Below are 19,258 nucleotides of genomic sequence, written 5' to 3'. Positions count from 1 at the left end.
TAAGGTGTTTCGCATGCGTCTTGTCCGCCTGCTGCCTGAGCGCTGGCAGAAGTTCATCCACGAGGCGCTCAAGTTCGGCATCGTCGGCGGCATCAACACCGTCATCAATTACGCGGTGTTCAATGCCCTTGCACTGACCGTTTTCGTCAATGGTCAGTTGAAGGCGACAGTGATCGCGACGATCGTCGCCACCATCACGTCGTACCTCATGAATCGGCACTGGACGTACCGTGATCGCCCGAAATCGGCGCTTCGCCGGGAATATCTGCTTTTCTTCCTATTCAACGGCGCTGGCCTGCTCATTGAGCTGGGGGCTGTGGCGGCGGCGAAGTACGGTCTCGGCGTACACGGCCTGCTGGCACTGAATCTGGCCAAGACCGTCGGCGTCCTGCTGGCCACGCTGTTCCGGTTCTGGTCATACCGCACGTTCGTCTTCCAACCCGTCGCGCCGGCCGAGGACGAGCCCGCGAAGCCCGACTCCACCTGGCACAGCATTCCGCGCGACGAGTGGGACACCATGGCGGAGATGGACCCGGTCGCCGAGTTGGCGGAATCGGTGTCCGAGCTGGAGGAGGCGGAGTCAGCGCAACGCAACGACCCGCCAGCCGGCGCACCGACTCAGGGGCGGCTCCCGCAGCTGAGCGTCAGCCCCGCCGTCGACCTGGACGCGGAACTCGCCGCGGAGCTGCACGTCGGCACCCGTCGCGCGCCCCGCCGGTGACGACACCCGACGCCCGCTCCGGCACGGGGCGACCCGCCGAGCTGTTCTTCGAGGATCTCGTCCCGGGACTCACCGTCGATCTTGGCGTGGTCACCGTGGACGGCGACGAAATGGTTGCCTTCGCCCGCCGCTTCGACCCGCAGTGGTACCACGTCGACCCCGACCTGGCTGCGGCGAGCCGACACGGTGGTCTGATCGCCAGCGGCTTCTACACAGTCAGCCTGTTCATGCGCGCGTACGTCGACCACCTGCTGTCCCGGGCCGCCGCGGACGCCTCCCCCGGCCTGGAGGAGCTGCGTTGGCTCGCCCCGGTGCGGGCCGGCGACCGGCTCGCGGTCCGGGTCGACGTGATGGGCGCCCGGCCGTCGACTGCCCGCCCCGGGCTCGGCACCGTCAGCCTCACCGGCGCCATGCTGCGCCTCGGCCCGGACGACCGGCCCGAGCAGGAGGTCCTGCGGACGCGCTTCCGTGGCTGGTTCGGCATGCGACCGGTCGAGGCCGACCCCGCCGAAGCCACCGAAGCCACTCCGACCGACGCTGACCGGCCCGGAGCTGACCAGCCCGACAGCGGCCCGACCGCGGCAGACCCGTCCACCGTCGGCTCGTCCCCGACCGACCCGACGAAGAGCAGCGGCCCACCCGACTGACCCGCCCCCGACGGTGTGCCAGGGGCGGGTCTCCCACCGGCCCGGATCAGGTAGTGGTGTCGCGCAGCGGCTTGCCGTCCTGCATGTCGGCGAGCATGTCGCGCATCTCGCCATCGCCCAGCGAGTGCTTGTCGTGCTGTGCCTCGACCAGCTCGTACAGGGTGGTCTGCACCTTCCCGACGTCCGGTACGTCGGCGAGCACCGACTGGCCGCGCTCACCAGCCGACTCGATGGTGAGCGTCCCGCAGCCGAGCAGACGCTCGACGAAACGCTGGTTCATCGAGTGGTCGTTGACCCGGGCGAGCGGAAGGTCCCGCCGGTCCCGGGAGAGCACACCCTGCTGAAGCAGGACTCGCTCGTTCGTGAACAGGTAGTGGGTGGTGCGCCAGACCAGGAACGGCCACAGGCCGAGCCAGAGCACCGCGACCAGGGCGATCGCCCCGATCACGGCCAGCGCGACCGAACCGCCGCCACTCTCGGGCAACAGGAGCACGCCGACCACCACCGCGGCGATGGCCAGCACCAGCACCGCGATCGGCCGGATCAACGCCTTCCAGTGCGGGTGCAGGTGCAGCACGACGTGCTCGTCCTCGGTGAGCACGTCTTCGGGAAACGCCACGGGAACCTCCAACGCGATTTTCTGGACGCGCAGACGGTAAACCCCCCAGGCCCCACCACAACATCCGCCGCGCGGGCCCACTCGGGCCCTACGTGATCTTGCCCGTCCTCAGCGGAGGTGCAGGACGTCGCCGGCGGCCAGGGTTCGGGCGCCGGTCGACGTGGTGACCATCAGTTGGCCGTCCGGGTCCACCCCGGTGGCGGTGCCGGTCAGGGAGTCGCCGTCGGGGAGCAGGACGCGTACCTCGCGCCCGATCGTCGCGCAGGCCGCCAGGTAGGCGTCGCGCAGGCCGCTGGCCACCGCGTCGCCGGCCGCCGAACGCCAACGGTCGTACCAGTCGGCCACCGCCCGCAGCAGCGCCCGCAGCAGCGGATCCCGATCGGTGGCCACCGCGCCGGCCAACTGGAGCGAGGTGGCCGGCAGCCCGGTCGGATTCACCGGCAACTCGTCGGCGCGCAACGTCACGTTGAGCCCGATGCCCAGCACGATCGCCGGCGGTTGGTCCGGCGCCCGTCCAGGCACCGCCTCGGCCAGCACGCCCGCGCACTTCGCGTCGTCGATCAGCAGGTCGTTCGGCCACTTGAGGGTGGCTTCCAGCTCGGCGAGCCGGGCCACCGCCTCCACCAACGCCACGCCGGCCAGCAACGGCAGCCACCCGTACCCGGTGGGTGTCGCCGGCAGCCAGCCGCGGTCCGGCACGGCCTCGCCGGGCCGCAGCAGGACGCTGGTCGCGATGCCGGCCCGCGCCGGCGACTGCCAGACCCGCCCGCGCCGGCCGCGCCCCGCGGTCTGCCGCTCGGCGACCACGACCAGGCCCTCGGGCTCGTCGGCCCGCGCGGCCTCGGCCACGTCGGCGTTCGTGGAGCCGGTCTCGGCACGCAGCTCCAGCCGGGCCCACGGCCCGTTCGGCGCTGTCAACGCGCGGCGCAGCCGGGCCGCCGAGAGCGGCGGCCGGTCCAGATCGGTGTACGGGGAGCCCGGCATTCCGCCAGCCTACGGCGGTGCTCCGGTCGACACTGAGGCGTACTGCACAGCGGCACCCACCTGAACCATCGTTATATTCCCTGGGTGACTACCGAGACCGGGACCAACATGCACAGCACCGCGGGCAAGCTGGCGGACCTGGAGCGCCGGGTCGACGAGGCGGTGCACGCCGGGTCGGCCCGCGCCGTGGAGAAGCAGCACGCGCGCGGCAAGAAGACCGCCCGCGAGCGGATCGAGATGCTGCTCGACGAGGGCTCCTTCGTCGAGCTCGACGGGCTGGCCCGGCACCGGTCCACTGCCTTCGGGCTGGAGCGGAACCGCCCGTACGGCGACGGTGTGGTCACCGGCTACGGCACGGTGGACGGCCGGCAGGTGTGCGTCTTCGCGCAGGACTTCACTGTCTTCGGTGGCTCGCTCGGTGAGGTCTTCGGCGAGAAGATCGTCAAGGTGATGGACCTGGCCATGAAGATCGGCTGCCCGGTGGTCGGCATCAACGACTCCGGCGGCGCGCGAATCCAGGAGGGCGTCGTCTCGCTCGGCCTCTACGGCGAGATCTTCTTCCGCAACGTGCGGGCTTCCGGCGTCATCCCGCAGATCTCACTGGTGATGGGGCCCTGTGCCGGCGGCGCTGTCTACTCCCCGGCGGTCACCGACTTCACCGTGATGGTCGACCAGACCTCGCACATGTTCATCACCGGCCCCGACGTGATCAAGACGGTGACGGGCGAGGACGTCGGCATGGAGGAGCTGGGCGGCGCGCGTACGCACAACACCCGCAGCGGCAACGCGCACTACCTCGCCAGTGACGAGGAGGACGCCGTCGACTACGTCAAGGCGCTGCTGTCGTACCTGCCGTCGAACAACCTCGACGAGCCGGTCGTGGTCGACGCCCCCGCTTCGCTTGAGGTCAATGACGAGGACCGGGAGCTGGACACCCTCATCCCGGACTCGGCCAACCAGCCGTACGACATCCACACGGTGATCGAGCACGTCCTCGACGACGGGGAGTTCCTGGAGGTCCAGCCCCTCTACGCGCAGAACATCGTGGTCGGCTACGGCCGGGTCGAGGGACGGCCGGTCGGTGTGGTGGCCAACCAGCCGATGCACTTCGCCGGCACCCTGGACATCGCCGCCTCGGAGAAGGCCGCCCGGTTCGTCCGCACCTGCGACGCGTTCAACATTCCGGTGCTGACCTTCGTGGACGTGCCCGGCTTCCTGCCCGGCACCGGTCAGGAGTGGGACGGCATCATCCGCCGGGGCGCGAAGCTCATCTACGCGTACGCCGAGGCGACCGTCCCGAAGGTCACCGTGATCACCCGCAAGGCGTACGGCGGGGCGTACGACGTGATGGGCTCCAAGCACCTCGGCGCGGACCTGAACTTCGCCTGGCCGACCGCGCAGATCGCGGTGATGGGCGCGCAGGGCGCTGTGAACATCCTCTACCGCTCCGAGCTGGCCGGCGCCGAGGACCCGGCGGCCGTCCGGGCCGAGAAGATCGCCGAGTACGAGGACACCCTGGCCAACCCGTACGTGGCCGCCGAGCGTGGATACATCGATTCGGTGATCGCTCCGCACGAGACACGCACCCAGATCGTCCGGGCGCTGCGCGTCCTGCGGACCAAGCGGGAGACCCTGCCGCCCAAGAAGCACGGCAACATCCCGCTGTAGAGCCCTGCTCACGTGATCCGCACAACTTCGGGGATGGTGCTGCTTCCGGGGATCGGGAGGCAGCGACATCCGTGAAGTTGCGCGGATCGTGGAAGGGTCAGCACGCCGGGTTGGCAGCGGGGCACAGTCGTTGGGCGGCCGTACGGCCCAGCGCCTCAAGATCCGCGTCGCCCAGGCCCAGGCCAGGGTCGGGCACCAGCACCGTGACCAGATCGCCGACCCGGACCACTACTGTCATCCCGACCGGCGTGGAGCGCTGGAGCGTCCTTCCGGCGGCCGGGCCACGGGGGGCGAACGGCACGTGCCGCACCAGTACCGACTCGTCACCGGCGAAGTTGCTCGCCGCCGTCTCCCAGGCGTGCTTGCTCTCGTTCGGCGTCGTCTCGCCCGCGGCGACGACGTTCTCGACGACATGCCACTCGGGGCAGGCGTCGAGCAGCGCCCTCAGGTGAGTGAAGAGTCGCGCACTCACCAGCGGATCGAGCCGGTAGACGTCCTGGCTCAGTTCGGCCCGTACCGGCGCCCTGCCGTCCCTCGTCGGCGACAACAGGGTCTGCGACCGCGAGTAACGGGAGTACGCGGGAACCGTCGGCACGCCGCGGTCGTCGCCGCACCTCTGCAACGTCGGATCCAACCGGACGACCTCACCGAGGCCGGCGTCGCCCAACTGCACGGCGTCTTTCATCACCGGCACCTCGGTGACAGCCAGCAGGGAGTCGAGGGGGATGTCCATCCGGACCGGGCCCTGCGTGGACGCAGGCAGGGCGACATCGGGCGGAGCCGACGCCCGTTCCGTCAGGGCGTACGCCGGGCCAGTCACGGCCGCGAGCACCGCGACCGTCGCCAGCGCGACAGTACGACGACTACGGCGACGGGCACGGGACCGGATCTCCTGCGGCTCCGGCCACCTGACGTCACGCAGGTCCCGGTGAACCCGTTCGACGAATGCCAGGTCGTCGTCACGCATCGGTGGCCTCCTCCAGGTCAGAGACGGCGAGCAGACCGGCGAGCGCGGTACGCCCCCGGGAGAGTCGGGCCTTGACCGTGCCCACCGGGGCGGCGGTCTCCCGCGCCACCTCGGCGACAGGCATACCCATCAGGTAGTACAGGGCGATGGCGGTGCGCTGCTCCTCGGGCAGTCGACGCAGGGCGGCGACCACCGCGACGGTGTCGGTGCCCGGCCCGGGAACGGTCTCGGTGGCCCCGTGTCGCAGGTAGGCGCGGGCCCGGCTACGCAGACTGCGCCACCGGCTGACCGCGATCCGGCTGGCCACCACCCGTACCCACGCCTCCGGGTCGTCGTACCCGCTGATCGTCGACCAGCGCTGCCACGCCCGGACGTACGCCTCCTGCACGGCGTCCTGGGCCTCACCCCGATCACCGGTGAGGGCGTAGACGAACCCGAGGAGTCGTTGCCGACTCCCCCGGTAGAACTCGTCGAACCCGTCGACGTCCGGCACCCGCTACCTCCCCGTGTCGGTCGCTGGGAACACGCACCGGCAAGGGCCGTTGGTTGCCCGGTCAGGCGATCGACTTTTCCAGCTCGTCGAGCGGGAACGCGCCGGCCCCGATCCGCTCCCGGACCGCCCGGCGCACGGCCCGCTGCACGGCGACGTTGACCGGCGTCGGTACCCCGTGCAACCGGCCGAGCAGCGCGATCTCACCGTTGAGGTGGTCGACCTCGGTCGAGTTGGTGCCCCGGGCCAGGCTCTGCCAGGTGGAGCCGCCGGAGCGGGCCTCGCCGTCGACCGGGCGCTGCCCGACCATGTCGCCGCGTTCGACCTTCTCCTCCTCTGGCGAGGTGTGCGCGATACCGGCGGCGGCGAGCGCGGCGACACCCTCGGCGCGTACCCGCTCGACCAGCGCGTCCGGGATGTCCCGACCGAGCAACGCCTGCAGGCCGTTACCCAGGTTGCTGAGCAGCTTGCCGTACTTCCAGCGCAGCACGTCGGAGCGGACCGGTGCGACGAAGCCGGCGGCGGTCAGGTCGGCGGCGATCGCCCGGTCGGTGTCGTCGGCGCCCCCGGGGTACCGCCCGATGTGGAGCATCCCGGGATGCGGGTACCCGTTGGCTACCACCACACCCGGGTCCAGGTGGGTGGCCGGCAGCCAGACGCAGACCGGGTGCACGTCGGCGAAGAGGCGCAGCGCGGCCCGCTCGTTGGCCACCCCGTTTTGCGCGGTCACCAGCGGCAGACGTTCGCCCGCCGTGCCGCCGCCGACCACCGGAGCGTCCACCCAGGCGGCCAGCGCGTCGGCGGTGTCCTGCGACTTGACGGTGAGGATCAGCACGGTGTCCGTCGGCAGCGGCGGGTCGGTGGGCCGGTCCACCGCCGCGAGCCGGGCGGTGACCTCACCCTCGGGCTGGCGCAGGGTCAGGCCCCGCGCCCGGATCGCCTCCAGGTGCGCACCCCGGGCCACTACCGTCACGTCCCGGTCGGCCTGGGCCAGCCGTACGCCGATGGTCCCGCCGACCGCACCCGCGCCGATGATCAGGTATCGCATCGCCTCATTCTGCCCGGATCGACCGGAGCGAGGCGGCTAGGGCGACGTGGGGAGGAACGGACCGGCGAGCAGGAGCGCTCCGGCGATCAGCGCCGCCACGTTGACCAGGGCGAAGAAGCCCACCCAGAAGAGCGGCGGGAACGGGGTGAGCCCGGCGAGCTGGTCGGCGTCGGAGGCGGGCATCCGGCCCCGCGAGCGCAGCCGTTGCAGCTCGACCACCGGTCGCACCCCACCGAGCAGCAGGAACCACACACCGGTGTACGCGAACGCGGCCTGGACCTGCGGCGTCGCGTACCAGGAGACGGCGAACACCAGTGCGCCGGTGACCAGCAGCGACACCACACCGAACGCGTTTCGGATCATGACGAGCATGGCCAGCAGAAGCGCCACGGCCACCCAGAGCAGCAGGGTGATCCGGTTACCACCGAGCAGCCAGGCCCCGGCCAGCCCGACCAGCGGCGGTGCGACGTACCCGGCGAGCAGAGTGAGGATCATGCCCGGCCCGGTGGGGCGGCCGGCGGAGAGCGTCAGCCCGGACGTGTCCGAGTGCAGTCGGATGCCGCGCAGCTTACGGCCGGTCAGCAGGGCGACCAGGGCGTGCCCGCCCTCGTGCGCGATGGTGACGGCGTTACGGGCGATCCGCCACGGCAGGCGGGTGGAAACCACCACCAGCGCGACGACCCCGGTGATCAGCACCAGCAGCGCGGGCGGGTCCGGCTGCGCCCCGAACAGCGTGTCCCACTTCTCGCCCAGTCCGTCGATCGACATCATGGGGCGCGAGCCTACCGGCGGCGTTCCGTGTCGTTCCCAAGGCACCGGCTCGTATCCTGTGAGACTGATCGGGTGGCGAGCGAAGCGGGAGGTGACGGTCGGTGAGCACTGCCCCCCTAGAGCCGCACGTCGGTCTGTGGACCGAAGCCGACTACTTCGCCCTGGGCGAGACGCCTGACCGGATCGAACTGCTCGACGGGAGCCTGTTGGTGAGCCCTGCCCCGAGCCGACGGCACCAGCGGGCGTCGCGTCGGCTGGCGAACAGCATCGAGGCAGCAGCAGAGCCTCGGGGTTTCCTGGTCTATGACGCGATCAACGTCCGGCTCGGCGTCGACCGGGTCGTGATCCCGGATCTCGTCGTCACCGATGCCGATGACGACGGCACTTATCTCGACTCCGACCGGGTGTCTCTCGTCGGGGAGGTCGTCTCGCCGGGGAACGCGGCCGCTGACCGTCTGCTCAAGATGCAGCTCTACGCCATCGCGAGAATCCCCTGGTACCTGCTTGTCGAGCAGGACGGGGACGGCCACTCGTTGCGGCTGTTCCGGCTCGACGGCGAGCACTACGTCGAGGACCAGGTGGCCAAAGCCGGCGAGACGTTGAGCGTCGTCGAGCCGTTCCGCTGGCAGCTCGACCCGGCCGCACTCCGCTGATCCGTCCCGCCTCGTCCAGGGGTCCCGCACCCAGTCGTTGAAGCTTTTATTCAACCGCACTTGCGATCTAGGGCACTTACCTCCAAAGATGATTGTCAATAGAGCAATCCTCTTGGAGGCACTCATGGCCCGTACCTCATCATCGCTGCGCCGCGCGCTCGCGGCCGGCCTCACCGTCCTCGCCACCGCGGCGGCGGCCCTGGTCGCGACCGCCGGACCGGCGGCCGCCGCCACCACCCCGGGCGTCGACGTATCCAACTACCAGGGCGCCATCAACTGGACCAGCGTCCGCAACGCGGGCATCCAGTTCGCCTTCATCAAGGCAACCGAGGGCACCAGCTACAAGGACCCGCGCTTCAACGCCAACTACGTCAACTCGTACAACGCCGGGGTGATCCGCGGGGCGTACCACTTCGCCCGCCCGAACATCTCCGCCGGCTCCACCCAGGCCAACTACCTGGCCTCCAACGGCGGCGCATGGTCCGCGGACAGCCGCACCCTGCCGGCGGCCCTGGACATCGAGGGCAATCCGTACGCCGGCGGCTACTGCTACGGGCTCAGCACCACCGGGATGCGCAACTGGGTGCAGGACTTCCTGAACACCTACCGCTCCCGCACCGGCCGGTACGCGGTCATCTACACCACCACCAGCTGGTGGAACCAGTGCACCGGCAGCTGGACCGGCCCGTGGGCGAACCACCCGCTCTGGCTGGCTCGCTGGTCGAGCACGCCAGGCGCCCTGCCGGCTGGGGCTTCGGTGTGGAGCTTCTGGCAGTACACCAGCACCGGCGCGGTCTCCGGAATCAGCGGCAACGTGGACCGCAACTACTGGAACGGCGACCGGAGCCGCCTGATCGCGTTGGCCAACAACACCTGACCGGGCCGTTGGCGGCAGCGGGATCGACGATCACCATCATGGTCGACAATCGGTCCGGCTGCCGCCACACCACCGGGTACGGGTCAGGCCCGCCGCCGGCTCAGGGCCGGCACCACAGCGTCCTCACGAGCCAGCGCGCCCCTGCGGGTCATGCGCCAGGCAGCAACACCAAAGCCGGCAACGATCACGACGCCGAGCAGTGCGACGAGCACCGAAACCCCCGCGCTGACCAGCAGCAGGATCGCGTCGCCAAGCGCCACGAGCATCCACAGTGCCAGCCGAGGCCGAGCGTCCCTCCGTCGGTAACGCATGTCGTGCCTCCTTCCGTCGTCGACTGTCAATTACCCAGGACCACGGAAGGTCATGCGAAGAAGTTTCAGTCCTGACGGTCGGGCACGAAACCCTTGGCGATCCGGTCGAAGTTCGGCAGGTTGGCCTGCCAGTCCTTCTCGGCGATCTCCCACCGCAGCGCGTAGCCCCGGTCCTTGGCCGTCACGAACCCCCGGTTGCGGACGTGGATCCGCTGCCCGTCCCGGGTTTCCAGCCACTCCCAGTCCGCGCAGGTCCGCCCGACATTGCAGCGCTCGATGCTGAGGTACTGGTAGTCGTCAACTTCGTTCTTGCGGCCGCCCTCGATGCTCTTCCAGTCCGCGTAGGCGTCCTTCTTCGGGGTGCTGGTCCACTGCACGAGCAGCTCACCCGGCCCGTTCTTCTCGTCGAAGACGACGGTGTTGCGGCCTGCACTGCGCCGCACCCAACCATCGGGAATCGGCAGGGCGAAGCCTTCGGGGTCCCGGTGCAGCTTCCAGCCCGCCGGCAGCGCGTTCGGGTCCACCGAGGGGGTGGCCGAGGCCGACGGGCTCGGCGCACCGGTGGTGGGTGGCGGAGGCGCGGCAGCGGAGGTCGGCGCAGCCCCCGAGGTCGCGGCAGCACCGGTCGGGTTGGCCTGCGGGGTCTTGTCGCCATCACCCTTGGTCAGCATCGGCACGACCACCACGAGACCGATCAGCAGCAGGGCGACAACAGCCCCGATCAGCAGGTTGCGTCGGGTGTTGTTCGGCTTCGTGCCATCCGAGGGCGGCACCGCCGCGCGGCCGGCCGGACTGACCGGCGGCATCAGCGACGTCGGTGTGGTCGGCTTGCGCTGCTCCGGAGCCACCGGCGGACCGTCGACAACCGTCGGCTCGTCGTCGACGTTCGTCGTACCGTCGCCGCTCGTGTCGGGCGCGGCCGTGACCTTCGCGGTCGGCTCGGCATCGGACGGGTCGGCGTCGGACGGCCGGTCGATCGTGGCGGTCGGCTCGGCCGGGGCCGCTGCCGCCGACTCGGCCGGCACGACCGCGGTCGGGTCGGCGACCGCACCGGAAACGACGGCCGTCGGCGTGGCATCGGCGGCGGGAGTCGCCGCCGACGCAGACGTGGCGGCGGAGGTGGTCGCGGCAGCGGCGGCCGGCGGCGGTGACACCGGGCGGTCGACACTCTCGGCCGGTCGCGGGGCCGGCACCACCGGCAGGCGCGGCTCGCGCGGACCGTTCGGCCCAGGCCGGCGTACGCCATCGAGCAGGGAGATGCCGCGCGACCGCTTGCCCCCGGCGCGGCGCAGCAACCGCTCCGCCACCTCGGCGGTGATGCGCTCGTTCGGGTCCTTGCGCAGCAGCCCGTTGAGGACGGCCTTGAGCGGGCCGGCGTTCTTCGGCGGCGGAATCGGCTCGGTGGCCAACGCGGCCAGGGTGCCGATCGCCGACGGCCGGGCGTACGGAGACTTGCCCTCGACCGCCGCGTAGAGCGTCGCGCCCAGCGACCACAGGTCGGCCTCCGGCCCGGCGGTGCCGTCCCGGGCCCGCTCCGGCGAGATGTACGCGGGCGAGCCGAGCACCATGCCGGTGCGGGTCACGTTGGGGTCACCGGGGATCGTGGCGAGACCGAAATCGGTCAGCACCACCCGACCGTCGTCGCCGAGCAACACGTTGCCGGGCTTCACGTCGCGGTGCATGACGCCCGCCTTGTGCGCGGCGCTGAGCGCACCCAGCACGCCCAGGCCGATCTCGACCGTGCGGGCAACCCCCACCGGGCCGTCCTCGGCGAGAGTGTCCTGCAACGACTTCGACGCCACGTACTCCATGACGATCCACGGATCGCCGTCGGTGCGCAGCACGTCGAAGATGCGGACGACGTTGGCGTGGTTGAGCCGGGCGATGGCCCGCGCCTCCCGCAACGAGCGCTCCCGCATTTCGCGGCGTTCCTCATCGGTGAGACCGGGTGGCGGCACCAACTCCTTGATGGCGACGTCCCGATGCAGCACCTCGTCGCGCGCCTTCCACACCCTGCCCATGCCGCCCTGGCCGAGCGGCGACAGGAGCCGGTATCGGTCAGCGACGAGTTGGGGAAGCGCGTTCGACATCGGTGAGACGGTACCCGGACCCGCTGACGCTCACACCGCCGGCACGCCACTGTGCGCTTCGGGTAACTTCGCGCCGCGTACCCTGGCGGCATGTCTGCCGAAGAGCCGCTGTTCCGGGTCGTCCGCGGCGTGCCCACAGCCGAGGAGTTGGCCGCTCTGGTGGGGGCGATCATCGTCCGAACCCGTCCGGCCGCCGCCCCCGTCCCGGCGACCGCGTCCACCTGGGCGCTCAGCGGTCGACCCGGCGGCTCCCGCGGGTGGCGCGCCGCCGGCCTGCCCCGCTGACCCCGAGACCTGCCGTACGGGGGCTGTCAGGGTGGCGTTGAGCCGTTAACCTCACTCAGGGAAACGGTGCCGTTACGGGTAGGGAGGATCCATGATCCCCGAAGAGGACCGGCCAGCACCCTGGCTACGCGGTTACGGCGGCATCGAAGCCGACATCAGCCAGCTCAGAGAGTTCGCCGACCGGCTCGCCGCCGAGGTCGAGAGCAACTACGCGCCGCACCTGTCCTACATCGCCGAAGACATGTCGGCGAAGCTGCCCAACCCGTGTGACGCCTTCATCGAGCTGGTCACCTTCCTGCACGCCCACCACGAGACGCAGCAGGCCACCGCCGACATGGTGTACGCCGTCCGAGGCGCCACCGGCCACCTGGCCGCCGCCGCCGATCAGGTCGCCACCCACTACGCCGACAGCGACGCCTTCACCGCCGCCCGAGTGGTCGACGTGCAACGAGCCCTCGCCAACCCGGCCAGCGTCCTCCCCGGCGGCCCGACGCCAACCATCACCGACCCGACCAGCCCCGACGCCGAAGGGCCGGTGGTCCTGCCGTGATCGAACGGGGCACCGGCCGCACCTCCGGCCTCACCGACTGGCACCTCATGGACGTCAACAGCATGTGGGCCTGCCTCCAGGACCACGACACCGCCAACCACTGGAAGCAGGTCGCCGGCTGGCGCAAGGTCTGCGACCTGGCGCAGACCCACCTCGGCCGCCTCCAGCAGTACCGACGCGGACTCGCCGAGGCGTGGCCCCCCGAAACCAGCGCCGCCTCCCGCACGTACCTCGCCGAACTCGACGACCTCATCGACAAGGTGCAGCGCACCCACGACGCCGCCGCCGCGAACTACACAGCGCTCTCCGCCGCAACCCAGGCCATCGGCACCACCCGCGCCGCACTCCACAAGATCTACGAGGAGTACGCGACCAAGTTCCAGCAGAAGCAGGCGTACGAGTCGATGGTCGCCGACCCGAAAGCGGTGATGGGCAACCGGGCCACCACACCACCTGTTGCTGACGGCGAACTGGAACGGCTAAACGTGCGGGCCCGCTCCATGATGTTCAACCTGAGCGGCGAACTCCAACAAGCCCAAGCAACCCTCCAAAAACCCCCTGCGGCGCCCAAGGCAAATCCCGGGATCGATCAGAGCGAGGTCAATGTTTACGGCGGAACTGCTGCTGCTCCCGTAATTCCTCCAGTTATAGCGGTACCTCTCCCGAAGGCTCCTACAACTCGCCCTCGGACTTCTGCAGGTCAAGGCTGGCCGATAACAAGCCCCGGCGTCGGCCCAGTTCTTGGCGGAACAGGTAACGTAATCACTCCTGGCTCCACAACTCCTGTCCCGCCAATCGGAGCTACACCGCCAGCAGTGTCCGGTTCAACGCCTGGAGTCGGGGTGACACCCCTACCGCCTGCAAGATCCGCGCGCGGTGATGCTTCTGGGGCATCGCGTTGGCAGCCTCACTCAGTGAACCCTCCAGCCAGCGCCACAGGCTCCGCGGGCAAACCTGCGGCGCAACCGCGCCCGATGCCTCCTGGCGGCCTAATCGGCGGGGTGCCTGCGATGGGATTTGGCCCTCCTGCGTCCGGTACCGGCGCACCCCGCCGCATTAACCCGGTGGGCGGTGTAATAGGTGGCGGCAGCGCTGGGACAGGGCCCACTGGCGGCGCGGGCTCGCGCCCTGGAGGCGGCCGAGGCTCGAACGCGCTTCAGGGAACCCCTCCCTTCGGCTTCGGCTCCGGCATCGGTTCCAGCGCCGGCCAAAACCCCAGTGGTGGAGCACCCTCACGGCCCGGTTTCCGGATAGATCCAGACGCGGAAAGGCGCCGCCGGGATCCTGACAACCCCTGGACGACAGACGAAGGCGTCGCGCCAATCGTTCGACCACCGAACGATGAGGGCCCCATCGACCCTGGCCCGACTATCGGTCTAGACCGTTGACCCTGCATGCCTCTGGAGTGCTGCTAGCCAGTCTCAGCCTCACATTCACGTTACTTCCAGCCCCGGCATCAGCTCAGAACGATCCTCAACCGAATGGTGCCGAGCGGATACGCAAGGATCAGTGGCACCTGGGCTATCTAAAGACCCGCGAAGCTCAAAGGTTAAGCAAAGGCGAGGGCGTAATTGTGGCCGTGCCAGACACCGGCGTCACACCGCACCCCGACCTTCGCGATAATCTCCTAACCGGTACCGACATCGTCCTTCCCGGCGGCGACGGCTGGCAGGACGAAAGCAGCCACGGCACCGGAATGGCCGGGCTAATCGCCGCCCACGGACAGTCCGTAAATTTCGGCGCCCTTGGCATCGCCCCAGAGGCCAAAATCCTACCAATCCGGACCAGCCGAACAGATCAAGATGGTGACAGCGACAACCTTGCGGCCGGGATCGACTTTGCTGTCGCCAAAGGCGCTTCGGTTATTAGCGTCTCCTCCGTAGCAGGACCAAATAATCGACTAAGACGCTCCGTCGAAATGGCAGTGCAAGCGAATGTTGTCGTGATTGCAGGAGCAGGCAATGGCCCTCGGGATAAATATGTCAGCTTTCCGGCGGCCTATCCGGGCGTGGTAGCTGTAGGCGGCATAGATCAAAACGGGATTCGCGCAAGCTTTTCAGTGTCTGGGCCGGAGGTTGACGTGGTTGCGCCCGCCGTTGACATCTACAGCACGAGCATCGACGGCGAGTACCGCAAAGGCACCGGCACCTCTGACGCGACGGCGATCGTTGCGGGCGCGGCTGCGTTGATCAGGTCCAAGTACCCGTACCTGCCGGCCCGAGAGGTGGCGCACCGGCTTACGGCTACCGCCGTCGACAAGGGCCCTCCTGGGCGTGACGACGAGTACGGCTATGGAGTGATCGATCTTGTGGCGGCGCTGACGGCAGACGTACCGCCGCTTGGGTTTGAATCGGTGAGCGCTCCGGCCGGTGCTGGCCCGACCACGACGGCTGGCGCTCAGCCGGGCGGGGAGAGCGATAGCGCGACCGCGCGTGGGCTGGTCACTCTCGGGGTGCTCGTGGCTGCCGGGGTCGGGTGGGCCGTGATAGCGCGGCGGCGTCGACGTGGCGATGATCCGCCACCCAGAATCAGTCGCTGAACGATCGGCGAAGCGGTGATCCACTCGGCTTGCAGGAAGTCGCGGTGTCCGGGGCGACGGGATCGCGCGTTTTCCTGCAAGTCGAGTGGATCAAGGGCGCGGGCCACCCGGCGGGCGGGGTGTCGGTCTTGGTGGGTGGCTGGGCGGTAACGTCGGGGTGGTGTCTGAGACTTTGCCGCTCCGCCTCGTGCTCGCATCGGCGAGCCCTGCCCGTCGTAAGTTGCTCCAGGCTGCCGGCGTCGAGCCGGAGGTGCTGGTCAGTGGGGTGGACGAGTCCCTGGTGGTGACCGAACGGGCCGAGGAGTTGTGCCTGGAGTTGGCTCGCCTGAAGGCGCAGGCGGTGTTGACCCGGCTCAATGCGGCCGCCGATCAGCGGACGTTGGTGATCGGCTGCGACTCGGTGCTCGCCTTCGACGGGGAGATCCTCGGCAAGCCGGCGGATGCCGCGGACGCTACCCGGCGGTGGCTGCGGATGCGGGGACGCAGCGGCGTTCTCCACAGCGGGCACTGCCTGGTCGACGTTACTGCGGGCCGGCGCGCGGAGGCGGTCGCGTCGACGACGGTCCACTTCGCTGACATCAGTGACGACGAGATCGCCGCGTATGTGGCCACCGGTGAACCGCTGGCGGTGGCCGGCGCGTTCACGATCGACGGGCTGGGTGGGCCGTTCGTGGAACGGATCGAGGGTGACCCGGGGACGGTGGTCGGGCTGTCGATGCCGCTGCTGCGCCGGCTCCTCGCCGAGTTGGATCTGCGGATCACCGACCTGTGGACGACTGTCGCGCCGGGCGGCCAAATGGTCGAGCCGCTCGGTAACGTCCGGTCATGACCATCAAGTCGATCCCGCTCACCAACGAGCTGCACGCCTATCTGGTCGCACACGGCTCCCCGCCGGACGAGATCATCCGTGACCTGGCCGAGGAGACCCGGTCGGTGCTGCCCGAGCACGCCACCATGCAGGTGGCTCCGGAGCAGGCCGCGTTCCTGACGTTCCTCACCCGGCTGCTCGGCGTGCGGCAGGCCGTCGAGGTCGGCACGTTCACCGGGCTCTCGTCTCTGGCGATCGCCCGCGGGTTGCCCGAGGGTGGGCAACTGACCTGCTTCGACATCTCCGAGGAGTTCACCGGCATCGCCCGGCGCTACTGGGCTCGGGCCGGCGTGCAGGATCTGATCGACCTGCGCATCGGCCCGGCCGCGGACGGGCTGCGGGAGTTGCCGCACGAGCGGCACCTGGACTTCGCGTTCATCGACGCGGACAAGACCGGCTACCCGATCTACTGGGCCGAGTTGGTGCCCCGGATGCGTCCGGGTGGGGTGATCGCCGTCGACAACGTCCTGCGTGGCGGGCGGGTCATCGCCCCGCAGGACGCCGGCGACCGGGCCATCGCCGCGTTCAACGACGAGGTCCTCGCGGACGTACGGGTGGACCCGGTGATGCTGGCGATCGCGGACGGCCTGACCCTCGCCCGGGTCCGCTGACCGACGCCGAACGCAGCGACGGGGGTGTCCCCACCAGAGGGACACCCCCGTCAGTGAAAGCTGGCGTCAGCGGACGCTGCGGGCGAACTGGCGGGCAGCCCAGTAGACGCCCAGCGCGGCGAGGACAGCGGTGATGCTGAGGCCCTGCCAGACCTTGTCGCTGCCCAGGTCACCGGCGAACAGCGCCCGGGTGCCGTCGACCGCCCAGGAGAACGGGTTCCAGTTGGCGATGCCCTGCAACCAGCCGGGCGCGAAGGTCAGCGGCAGCAGGATGCCGGAGAGCAGCAGCACCGGCTGCGCCACGGTGTTCATCAGCGGGGCGAGCGCGTCCTCACTCTTGACCTTGAGGGCGACGCCGTAGGAGACGGCCGAAGTCATGAGGGCGATCAGGGCGAGCATCAGGTACGCCAGCAGCAGGTCCCCGAGGAACACCCGAAGGTCGAAGATGAGCGCCAGGAGCGTGATGATGACGGCCTGCACCAGGAGCGAGACCACGTCGCGCAGCGAGCGGCCGAGCAGCAGGGCGAGCCGGCTGATCGGGGTGACCCGGGAGCGTTCGATGACGCCGGCTCGCAGCTCGGCGATCAGGCCGAAGCCCTGGAACAGGCCACCGAAGATGGCCAGGAGCACCAGCAGACCCGGTACGAAGATCTTGTAGGCGGCCGCCTGGGTGGGCGCGTTCAGTGCGGGCTTGAGCAGCGGGGCGAAGAGCAGCAGGTACATGACCGGCTGGAACACACCGACGAAGACCCAGACCGGGTTGCGGAGCAGGAGTTGGATCTGGCGCTGGAAGATCAGCCACGTGTCACGGGCGAATTTCATGAGAGTCGTCTCCGGTGGTCAGGACTCGCGCAGCGAGCGGCCGGTCTTGGTGAGGAAGACGTCGTCCAGGCTGGGTCGGTGCAGCTCGATCGAGCGCAGCTCCAGCCCGGCGTGGTCGAGTCGGCGCAGCACCTGCGGGATGGCGGTGGCGCCCTCGTCGACGTAGAGGCGCAGGCCGCCCTCGTCGACCGTCTCCAGCTTGTTGACGTACGGCTCGCCGTCGAGCGTCTGGGCGGCCTGCGGGGTGGCGGCCAGGTCGAGACCGACCAGCACCACGTCGCCGGAGATCTCCCGCTTGAGCTCGGCGGGGGTGCCCTCGGCCACCACCTCGCCGTTGTCCATGATCGCGATCCGGTCGCAGAGCGCGTCGGCCTCGTCCAGGTAGTGAGTGGTGATGAAGACGGTCATGCCGTCGGCGCGGAGCCGGCGGATCTCGTCCCACATGTGTGCGCGGCTCTGCGGGTCGAGGCCGGTGGTCGGCTCGTCCAGGAAGACGATCTTCGGCTCGTGGATGATGCCGAGGGCGATCTCCACCCGGCGGCGCTGGCCGCCGGAGTAGGTCTTGCACTTGCGGTCGGCGTACTCGGTGAGCTGGAAGGCGTCCAGGGCGCGGGCGGCACGCCGCTGCGCGTCGGCCTTGCTGATGCCGTACATCCGGGCGTGCAGCACCAGCTCTTCGCGGGCGGTGGACTCGTCCCAGGTGCTGCCGCCCTGCGGGACGTACCCGATGCGGCGGCGCACCTCGGCCGGGTCCTTGCGCAGGTCGGCGCCTGCGATGGTGGCCTCGCCGCCGTCCGGCTCGATCAGCGTGGCGAGCATCCGCAGCGTGGTGGTCTTGCCGGCGCCGTTCGGGCCGAGGAAGCCGAAGATCTCACCCTTGGCAACGTCAAGGTCGACGCCCCGCACGGCGTCCACCGTCTTCGTCTCTCGACCCGCGCGGGAGCGGAACGACTTCCGCAGCCCCCTGGTCTCGATCATCTCTGCTCCTGGTCGTTCGGGCCGGTCGGGCCGGCCGTCGAGTGGGTCGACGCCGGACGGCGCAATCCCCCGCTGTGCCGTCAGTAGGCTAACGCGATATAACTTTTTTAGTCAACGTTGATTATTCCGCGTCGGAGCCGGGCGACTCCAGGCCGTCCCTCCACCCCGTCCAACCCTGCGCTTCGTCCAGCTCAGCAGGCAGGTACGACACTCCGGAATCGATCCGCTCCGCGATCCGCTCGCACCAGGTCATCTCCGCCTCCGCGCGCGCCGACCACAGTTCGAACATCCAGGCCACGTGCACCGGCTTGCGGTTGCGCACCCAGTCCGACTCCAGCGAGGCGCGCATGGACTCGACGCCGGCGCGCAGCAGGTTGGCCCGGTTACGCAGGGCGGCGGCGGCCTCGGCGCGCGGCATGGCCGGCAGGAAGGAGAAGGCGGCCACGAACGGGTCGACGGGCTCGCTGATGGTCCACCAGGAGTTACGCAGCAGCGTCTCGAACTCGTCCTCCCCCTTGACCGTCACCTCGTACGTGGTCCGCGCCGGACGGGCGCCCACCTGCTCGGTCGCGACGGCGCGGAGCAGCCCTTCCTCGGTGAGCTTGCGCAAAGCGTGATAGATCGATCCGGGTTGCACGTTCGCCCACTTGTCGGCGCTCCAGCTCAGCAGCTCACGGCGCACGTCGTAGCCGTGCACGGGCTGCATCCACCGCACCAGACCGAGAATCATCATCCGAGTCGAAGACACCCGATAAGCGT

21 protein-coding genes are annotated in these 19,258 nt (G+C 69.7%); 10 read left to right on the top strand and 11 right to left on the bottom strand.

What is annotated here, in order from left to right; translation table 11 throughout:
• The first annotated feature begins 13 nt into the window (after positions 1 to 13).
• Positions 14 to 721, top strand: a complete 708-nt coding sequence (locus tag ACLQ3F_RS18285) for a GtrA family protein (protein WP_357198041.1) — start codon at positions 14 to 16, stop codon at positions 719 to 721.
• The gene (locus tag ACLQ3F_RS18280) at positions 718 to 1,368 is read left to right on the top strand and encodes a MaoC/PaaZ C-terminal domain-containing protein (RefSeq protein WP_425850273.1); all 651 of its coding nucleotides are present in this window, start codon (positions 718 to 720) and stop codon (positions 1,366 to 1,368) included. Before ACLQ3F_RS18285 ends, ACLQ3F_RS18280 begins: the two co-directional genes overlap by 4 nt.
• Before the next feature lie 46 nt (positions 1,369 to 1,414).
• Here ACLQ3F_RS18280 and ACLQ3F_RS18275 read toward each other — a convergent pair whose 3' ends face one another.
• Both ACLQ3F_RS18275 and ACLQ3F_RS18270 read right to left on the bottom strand, forming a co-directional pair.
• Entirely contained in the window at positions 1,415 to 1,987 is a 573-nt protein-coding gene (locus ACLQ3F_RS18275; protein WP_357198008.1) for a PH domain-containing protein, read from the bottom strand.
• A gap of 108 nt (positions 1,988 to 2,095) precedes the next feature.
• Positions 2,096 to 2,971 (bottom strand): biotin--[acetyl-CoA-carboxylase] ligase, encoded by an 876-nt coding sequence (locus ACLQ3F_RS18270; RefSeq protein WP_425850270.1) that lies wholly within the window; start codon positions 2,969 to 2,971, stop codon positions 2,096 to 2,098.
• An 84-nt stretch (positions 2,972 to 3,055) separates the two neighbouring features.
• On the opposite strand from ACLQ3F_RS18270, the gene ACLQ3F_RS18265 reads away from it, so the two are divergent.
• Positions 3,056 to 4,639, top strand: coding sequence for an acyl-CoA carboxylase subunit beta (locus ACLQ3F_RS18265; RefSeq protein WP_357198002.1), 1,584 nt, complete (start codon positions 3,056 to 3,058; stop codon positions 4,637 to 4,639).
• A gap of 97 nt (positions 4,640 to 4,736) precedes the next feature.
• Here the strand turns inward: ACLQ3F_RS18265 and ACLQ3F_RS18260 are convergent, their stop codons facing one another.
• From ACLQ3F_RS18260 to ACLQ3F_RS18245, 4 genes are all read right to left on the bottom strand, one after another.
• Positions 4,737 to 5,606 (bottom strand): hypothetical protein, encoded by an 870-nt coding sequence (locus ACLQ3F_RS18260; protein ID WP_425850268.1) that lies wholly within the window; start codon positions 5,604 to 5,606, stop codon positions 4,737 to 4,739.
• Positions 5,599 to 6,099 (bottom strand): SigE family RNA polymerase sigma factor, encoded by a 501-nt coding sequence (locus ACLQ3F_RS18255; RefSeq protein ID WP_357262688.1) that lies wholly within the window; start codon positions 6,097 to 6,099, stop codon positions 5,599 to 5,601. The genes ACLQ3F_RS18260 and ACLQ3F_RS18255 overlap by 8 nt, the downstream gene beginning before the upstream one ends.
• Before the next feature lie 61 nt (positions 6,100 to 6,160).
• Positions 6,161 to 7,144, bottom strand: a complete 984-nt coding sequence (locus ACLQ3F_RS18250; protein ID WP_425850266.1) for a ketopantoate reductase family protein — start codon at positions 7,142 to 7,144, stop codon at positions 6,161 to 6,163.
• A gap of 36 nt (positions 7,145 to 7,180) precedes the next feature.
• Positions 7,181 to 7,915, bottom strand: a complete 735-nt coding sequence (locus ACLQ3F_RS18245; protein WP_357197993.1) for a M50 family metallopeptidase — start codon at positions 7,913 to 7,915, stop codon at positions 7,181 to 7,183.
• Between the two features lie 101 nt (positions 7,916 to 8,016).
• Here ACLQ3F_RS18245 and ACLQ3F_RS18240 point away from each other — a divergent pair, with 101 nt between their 5' ends.
• Together ACLQ3F_RS18240 and ACLQ3F_RS18235 are read left to right on the top strand one after the other, a co-directional pair.
• Entirely contained in the window at positions 8,017 to 8,568 is a 552-nt protein-coding gene (locus ACLQ3F_RS18240; RefSeq protein WP_425850263.1) for a Uma2 family endonuclease, read from the top strand.
• 124 nt (positions 8,569 to 8,692) lie between these two features.
• Positions 8,693 to 9,445, top strand: a complete 753-nt coding sequence (locus tag ACLQ3F_RS18235) for a GH25 family lysozyme (protein ID WP_425850261.1) — start codon at positions 8,693 to 8,695, stop codon at positions 9,443 to 9,445.
• Between the two features lie 83 nt (positions 9,446 to 9,528).
• Here the strand turns inward: ACLQ3F_RS18235 and ACLQ3F_RS18230 are convergent, their stop codons facing one another.
• Positions 9,529 to 9,756 carry a hypothetical protein gene (locus tag ACLQ3F_RS18230; protein WP_357197985.1) on the bottom strand — a complete coding sequence of 76 codons (228 nt, stop codon included), beginning with the start codon at positions 9,754 to 9,756 and terminating at the stop codon, positions 9,529 to 9,531.
• 65 nt (positions 9,757 to 9,821) lie between these two features.
• Entirely contained in the window at positions 9,822 to 11,846 is a 2,025-nt protein-coding gene (locus ACLQ3F_RS18225; RefSeq protein WP_425850259.1) for a serine/threonine-protein kinase, read from the bottom strand.
• A 90-nt stretch (positions 11,847 to 11,936) separates the two neighbouring features.
• Here ACLQ3F_RS18225 and ACLQ3F_RS18220 point away from each other — a divergent pair, with 90 nt between their 5' ends.
• The 5 genes from ACLQ3F_RS18220 to ACLQ3F_RS18200 all read left to right on the top strand — a co-directional run bounded on the left by ACLQ3F_RS18220 (position 11,937) and on the right by ACLQ3F_RS18200 (position 16,699).
• The gene (locus ACLQ3F_RS18220) at positions 11,937 to 12,131 is read left to right on the top strand and encodes an acyl-CoA carboxylase subunit epsilon (RefSeq protein WP_425850256.1); all 195 of its coding nucleotides are present in this window, start codon (positions 11,937 to 11,939) and stop codon (positions 12,129 to 12,131) included.
• A gap of 91 nt (positions 12,132 to 12,222) precedes the next feature.
• The gene (locus tag ACLQ3F_RS18215) at positions 12,223 to 12,681 is read left to right on the top strand and encodes a hypothetical protein (RefSeq protein WP_425850253.1); all 459 of its coding nucleotides are present in this window, start codon (positions 12,223 to 12,225) and stop codon (positions 12,679 to 12,681) included.
• Positions 12,682 to 14,086: 1,405 nt separating this feature from the next.
• Positions 14,087 to 15,220 (top strand): type VII secretion-associated serine protease mycosin, encoded by a 1,134-nt coding sequence (gene mycP, locus ACLQ3F_RS18210; RefSeq protein WP_425850251.1) that lies wholly within the window; start codon positions 14,087 to 14,089, stop codon positions 15,218 to 15,220.
• 160 nt (positions 15,221 to 15,380) lie between these two features.
• Positions 15,381 to 16,049: a Maf family protein gene (locus tag ACLQ3F_RS18205; protein WP_357262700.1), complete on the top strand. Its 669-nt coding sequence runs from the start codon at positions 15,381 to 15,383 to the stop codon at positions 16,047 to 16,049.
• Positions 16,046 to 16,699 (top strand): O-methyltransferase, encoded by a 654-nt coding sequence (locus ACLQ3F_RS18200; protein WP_357221156.1) that lies wholly within the window; start codon positions 16,046 to 16,048, stop codon positions 16,697 to 16,699. Before ACLQ3F_RS18205 ends, ACLQ3F_RS18200 begins: the two co-directional genes overlap by 4 nt.
• Before the next feature lie 66 nt (positions 16,700 to 16,765).
• Here ACLQ3F_RS18200 and ACLQ3F_RS18195 read toward each other — a convergent pair whose 3' ends face one another.
• The 3 genes from ACLQ3F_RS18195 to ACLQ3F_RS18185 all read right to left on the bottom strand — a co-directional run bounded on the left by ACLQ3F_RS18195 (position 16,766) and on the right by ACLQ3F_RS18185 (position 19,232).
• Positions 16,766 to 17,521 (bottom strand): ABC transporter permease, encoded by a 756-nt coding sequence (locus tag ACLQ3F_RS18195; RefSeq protein ID WP_357197966.1) that lies wholly within the window; start codon positions 17,519 to 17,521, stop codon positions 16,766 to 16,768.
• An 18-nt stretch (positions 17,522 to 17,539) separates the two neighbouring features.
• The gene (locus tag ACLQ3F_RS18190; RefSeq protein WP_355009464.1) at positions 17,540 to 18,499 is read right to left on the bottom strand and encodes an ATP-binding cassette domain-containing protein; all 960 of its coding nucleotides are present in this window, start codon (positions 18,497 to 18,499) and stop codon (positions 17,540 to 17,542) included.
• 121 nt (positions 18,500 to 18,620) lie between these two features.
• Positions 18,621 to 19,232 carry a PadR family transcriptional regulator gene (locus tag ACLQ3F_RS18185; RefSeq protein WP_425850318.1) on the bottom strand — a complete coding sequence of 204 codons (612 nt, stop codon included), beginning with the start codon at positions 19,230 to 19,232 and terminating at the stop codon, positions 18,621 to 18,623.
• Positions 19,233 to 19,258: the final 26 nt, after the last annotated feature.

This window comes from Micromonospora sp. DT15 (assembly GCF_049841475.1).
GTDB lineage: Bacteria > Actinomycetota > Actinomycetes > Mycobacteriales > Micromonosporaceae > Micromonospora.
The sequence above is the reverse complement of the archived record's forward strand: the minus strand, read 5'-3'. Positions and strand labels throughout refer to the sequence as shown.

What these genes read in the sequence shown, in the direction of transcription:
- ACLQ3F_RS18285 (WP_357198041.1), top strand. Translation starts at nt 14, where the DNA reads ATGCGTCTTGTCCGCCTGCTGCCTGAGCGCTGGCAGAAGTTCATCCAC.
- ACLQ3F_RS18270 (WP_425850270.1), bottom strand. Translation starts at nt 2,971, where the DNA reads ATGCCGGGCTCCCCGTACACCGATCTGGACCGGCCGCCGCTCTCGGCG.
- ACLQ3F_RS18260 (WP_425850268.1), bottom strand. Translation starts at nt 5,606, where the DNA reads ATGCGTGACGACGACCTGGCATTCGTCGAACGGGTTCACCGGGACCTG.
- ACLQ3F_RS18250 (WP_425850266.1), bottom strand. Translation starts at nt 7,144, where the DNA reads ATGCGATACCTGATCATCGGCGCGGGTGCGGTCGGCGGGACCATCGGC.
- ACLQ3F_RS18245 (WP_357197993.1), bottom strand. Translation starts at nt 7,915, where the DNA reads ATGATGTCGATCGACGGACTGGGCGAGAAGTGGGACACGCTGTTCGGG.
- ACLQ3F_RS18235 (WP_425850261.1), top strand. Translation starts at nt 8,693, where the DNA reads ATGGCCCGTACCTCATCATCGCTGCGCCGCGCGCTCGCGGCCGGCCTC.
- ACLQ3F_RS18230 (WP_357197985.1), bottom strand. Translation starts at nt 9,756, where the DNA reads ATGCGTTACCGACGGAGGGACGCTCGGCCTCGGCTGGCACTGTGGATG.
- ACLQ3F_RS18225 (WP_425850259.1), bottom strand. Translation starts at nt 11,846, where the DNA reads ATGTCGAACGCGCTTCCCCAACTCGTCGCTGACCGATACCGGCTCCTG.
- ACLQ3F_RS18220 (WP_425850256.1), top strand. Translation starts at nt 11,937, where the DNA reads ATGTCTGCCGAAGAGCCGCTGTTCCGGGTCGTCCGCGGCGTGCCCACA.
- ACLQ3F_RS18215 (WP_425850253.1), top strand. Translation starts at nt 12,223, where the DNA reads ATGATCCCCGAAGAGGACCGGCCAGCACCCTGGCTACGCGGTTACGGC.
- ACLQ3F_RS18200 (WP_357221156.1), top strand. Translation starts at nt 16,046, where the DNA reads ATGACCATCAAGTCGATCCCGCTCACCAACGAGCTGCACGCCTATCTG.
- ACLQ3F_RS18195 (WP_357197966.1), bottom strand. Translation starts at nt 17,521, where the DNA reads ATGAAATTCGCCCGTGACACGTGGCTGATCTTCCAGCGCCAGATCCAA.
- ACLQ3F_RS18190 (WP_355009464.1), bottom strand. Translation starts at nt 18,499, where the DNA reads ATGATCGAGACCAGGGGGCTGCGGAAGTCGTTCCGCTCCCGCGCGGGT.
- ACLQ3F_RS18185 (WP_425850318.1), bottom strand. Translation starts at nt 19,232, where the DNA reads ATGATGATTCTCGGTCTGGTGCGGTGGATGCAGCCCGTGCACGGCTAC.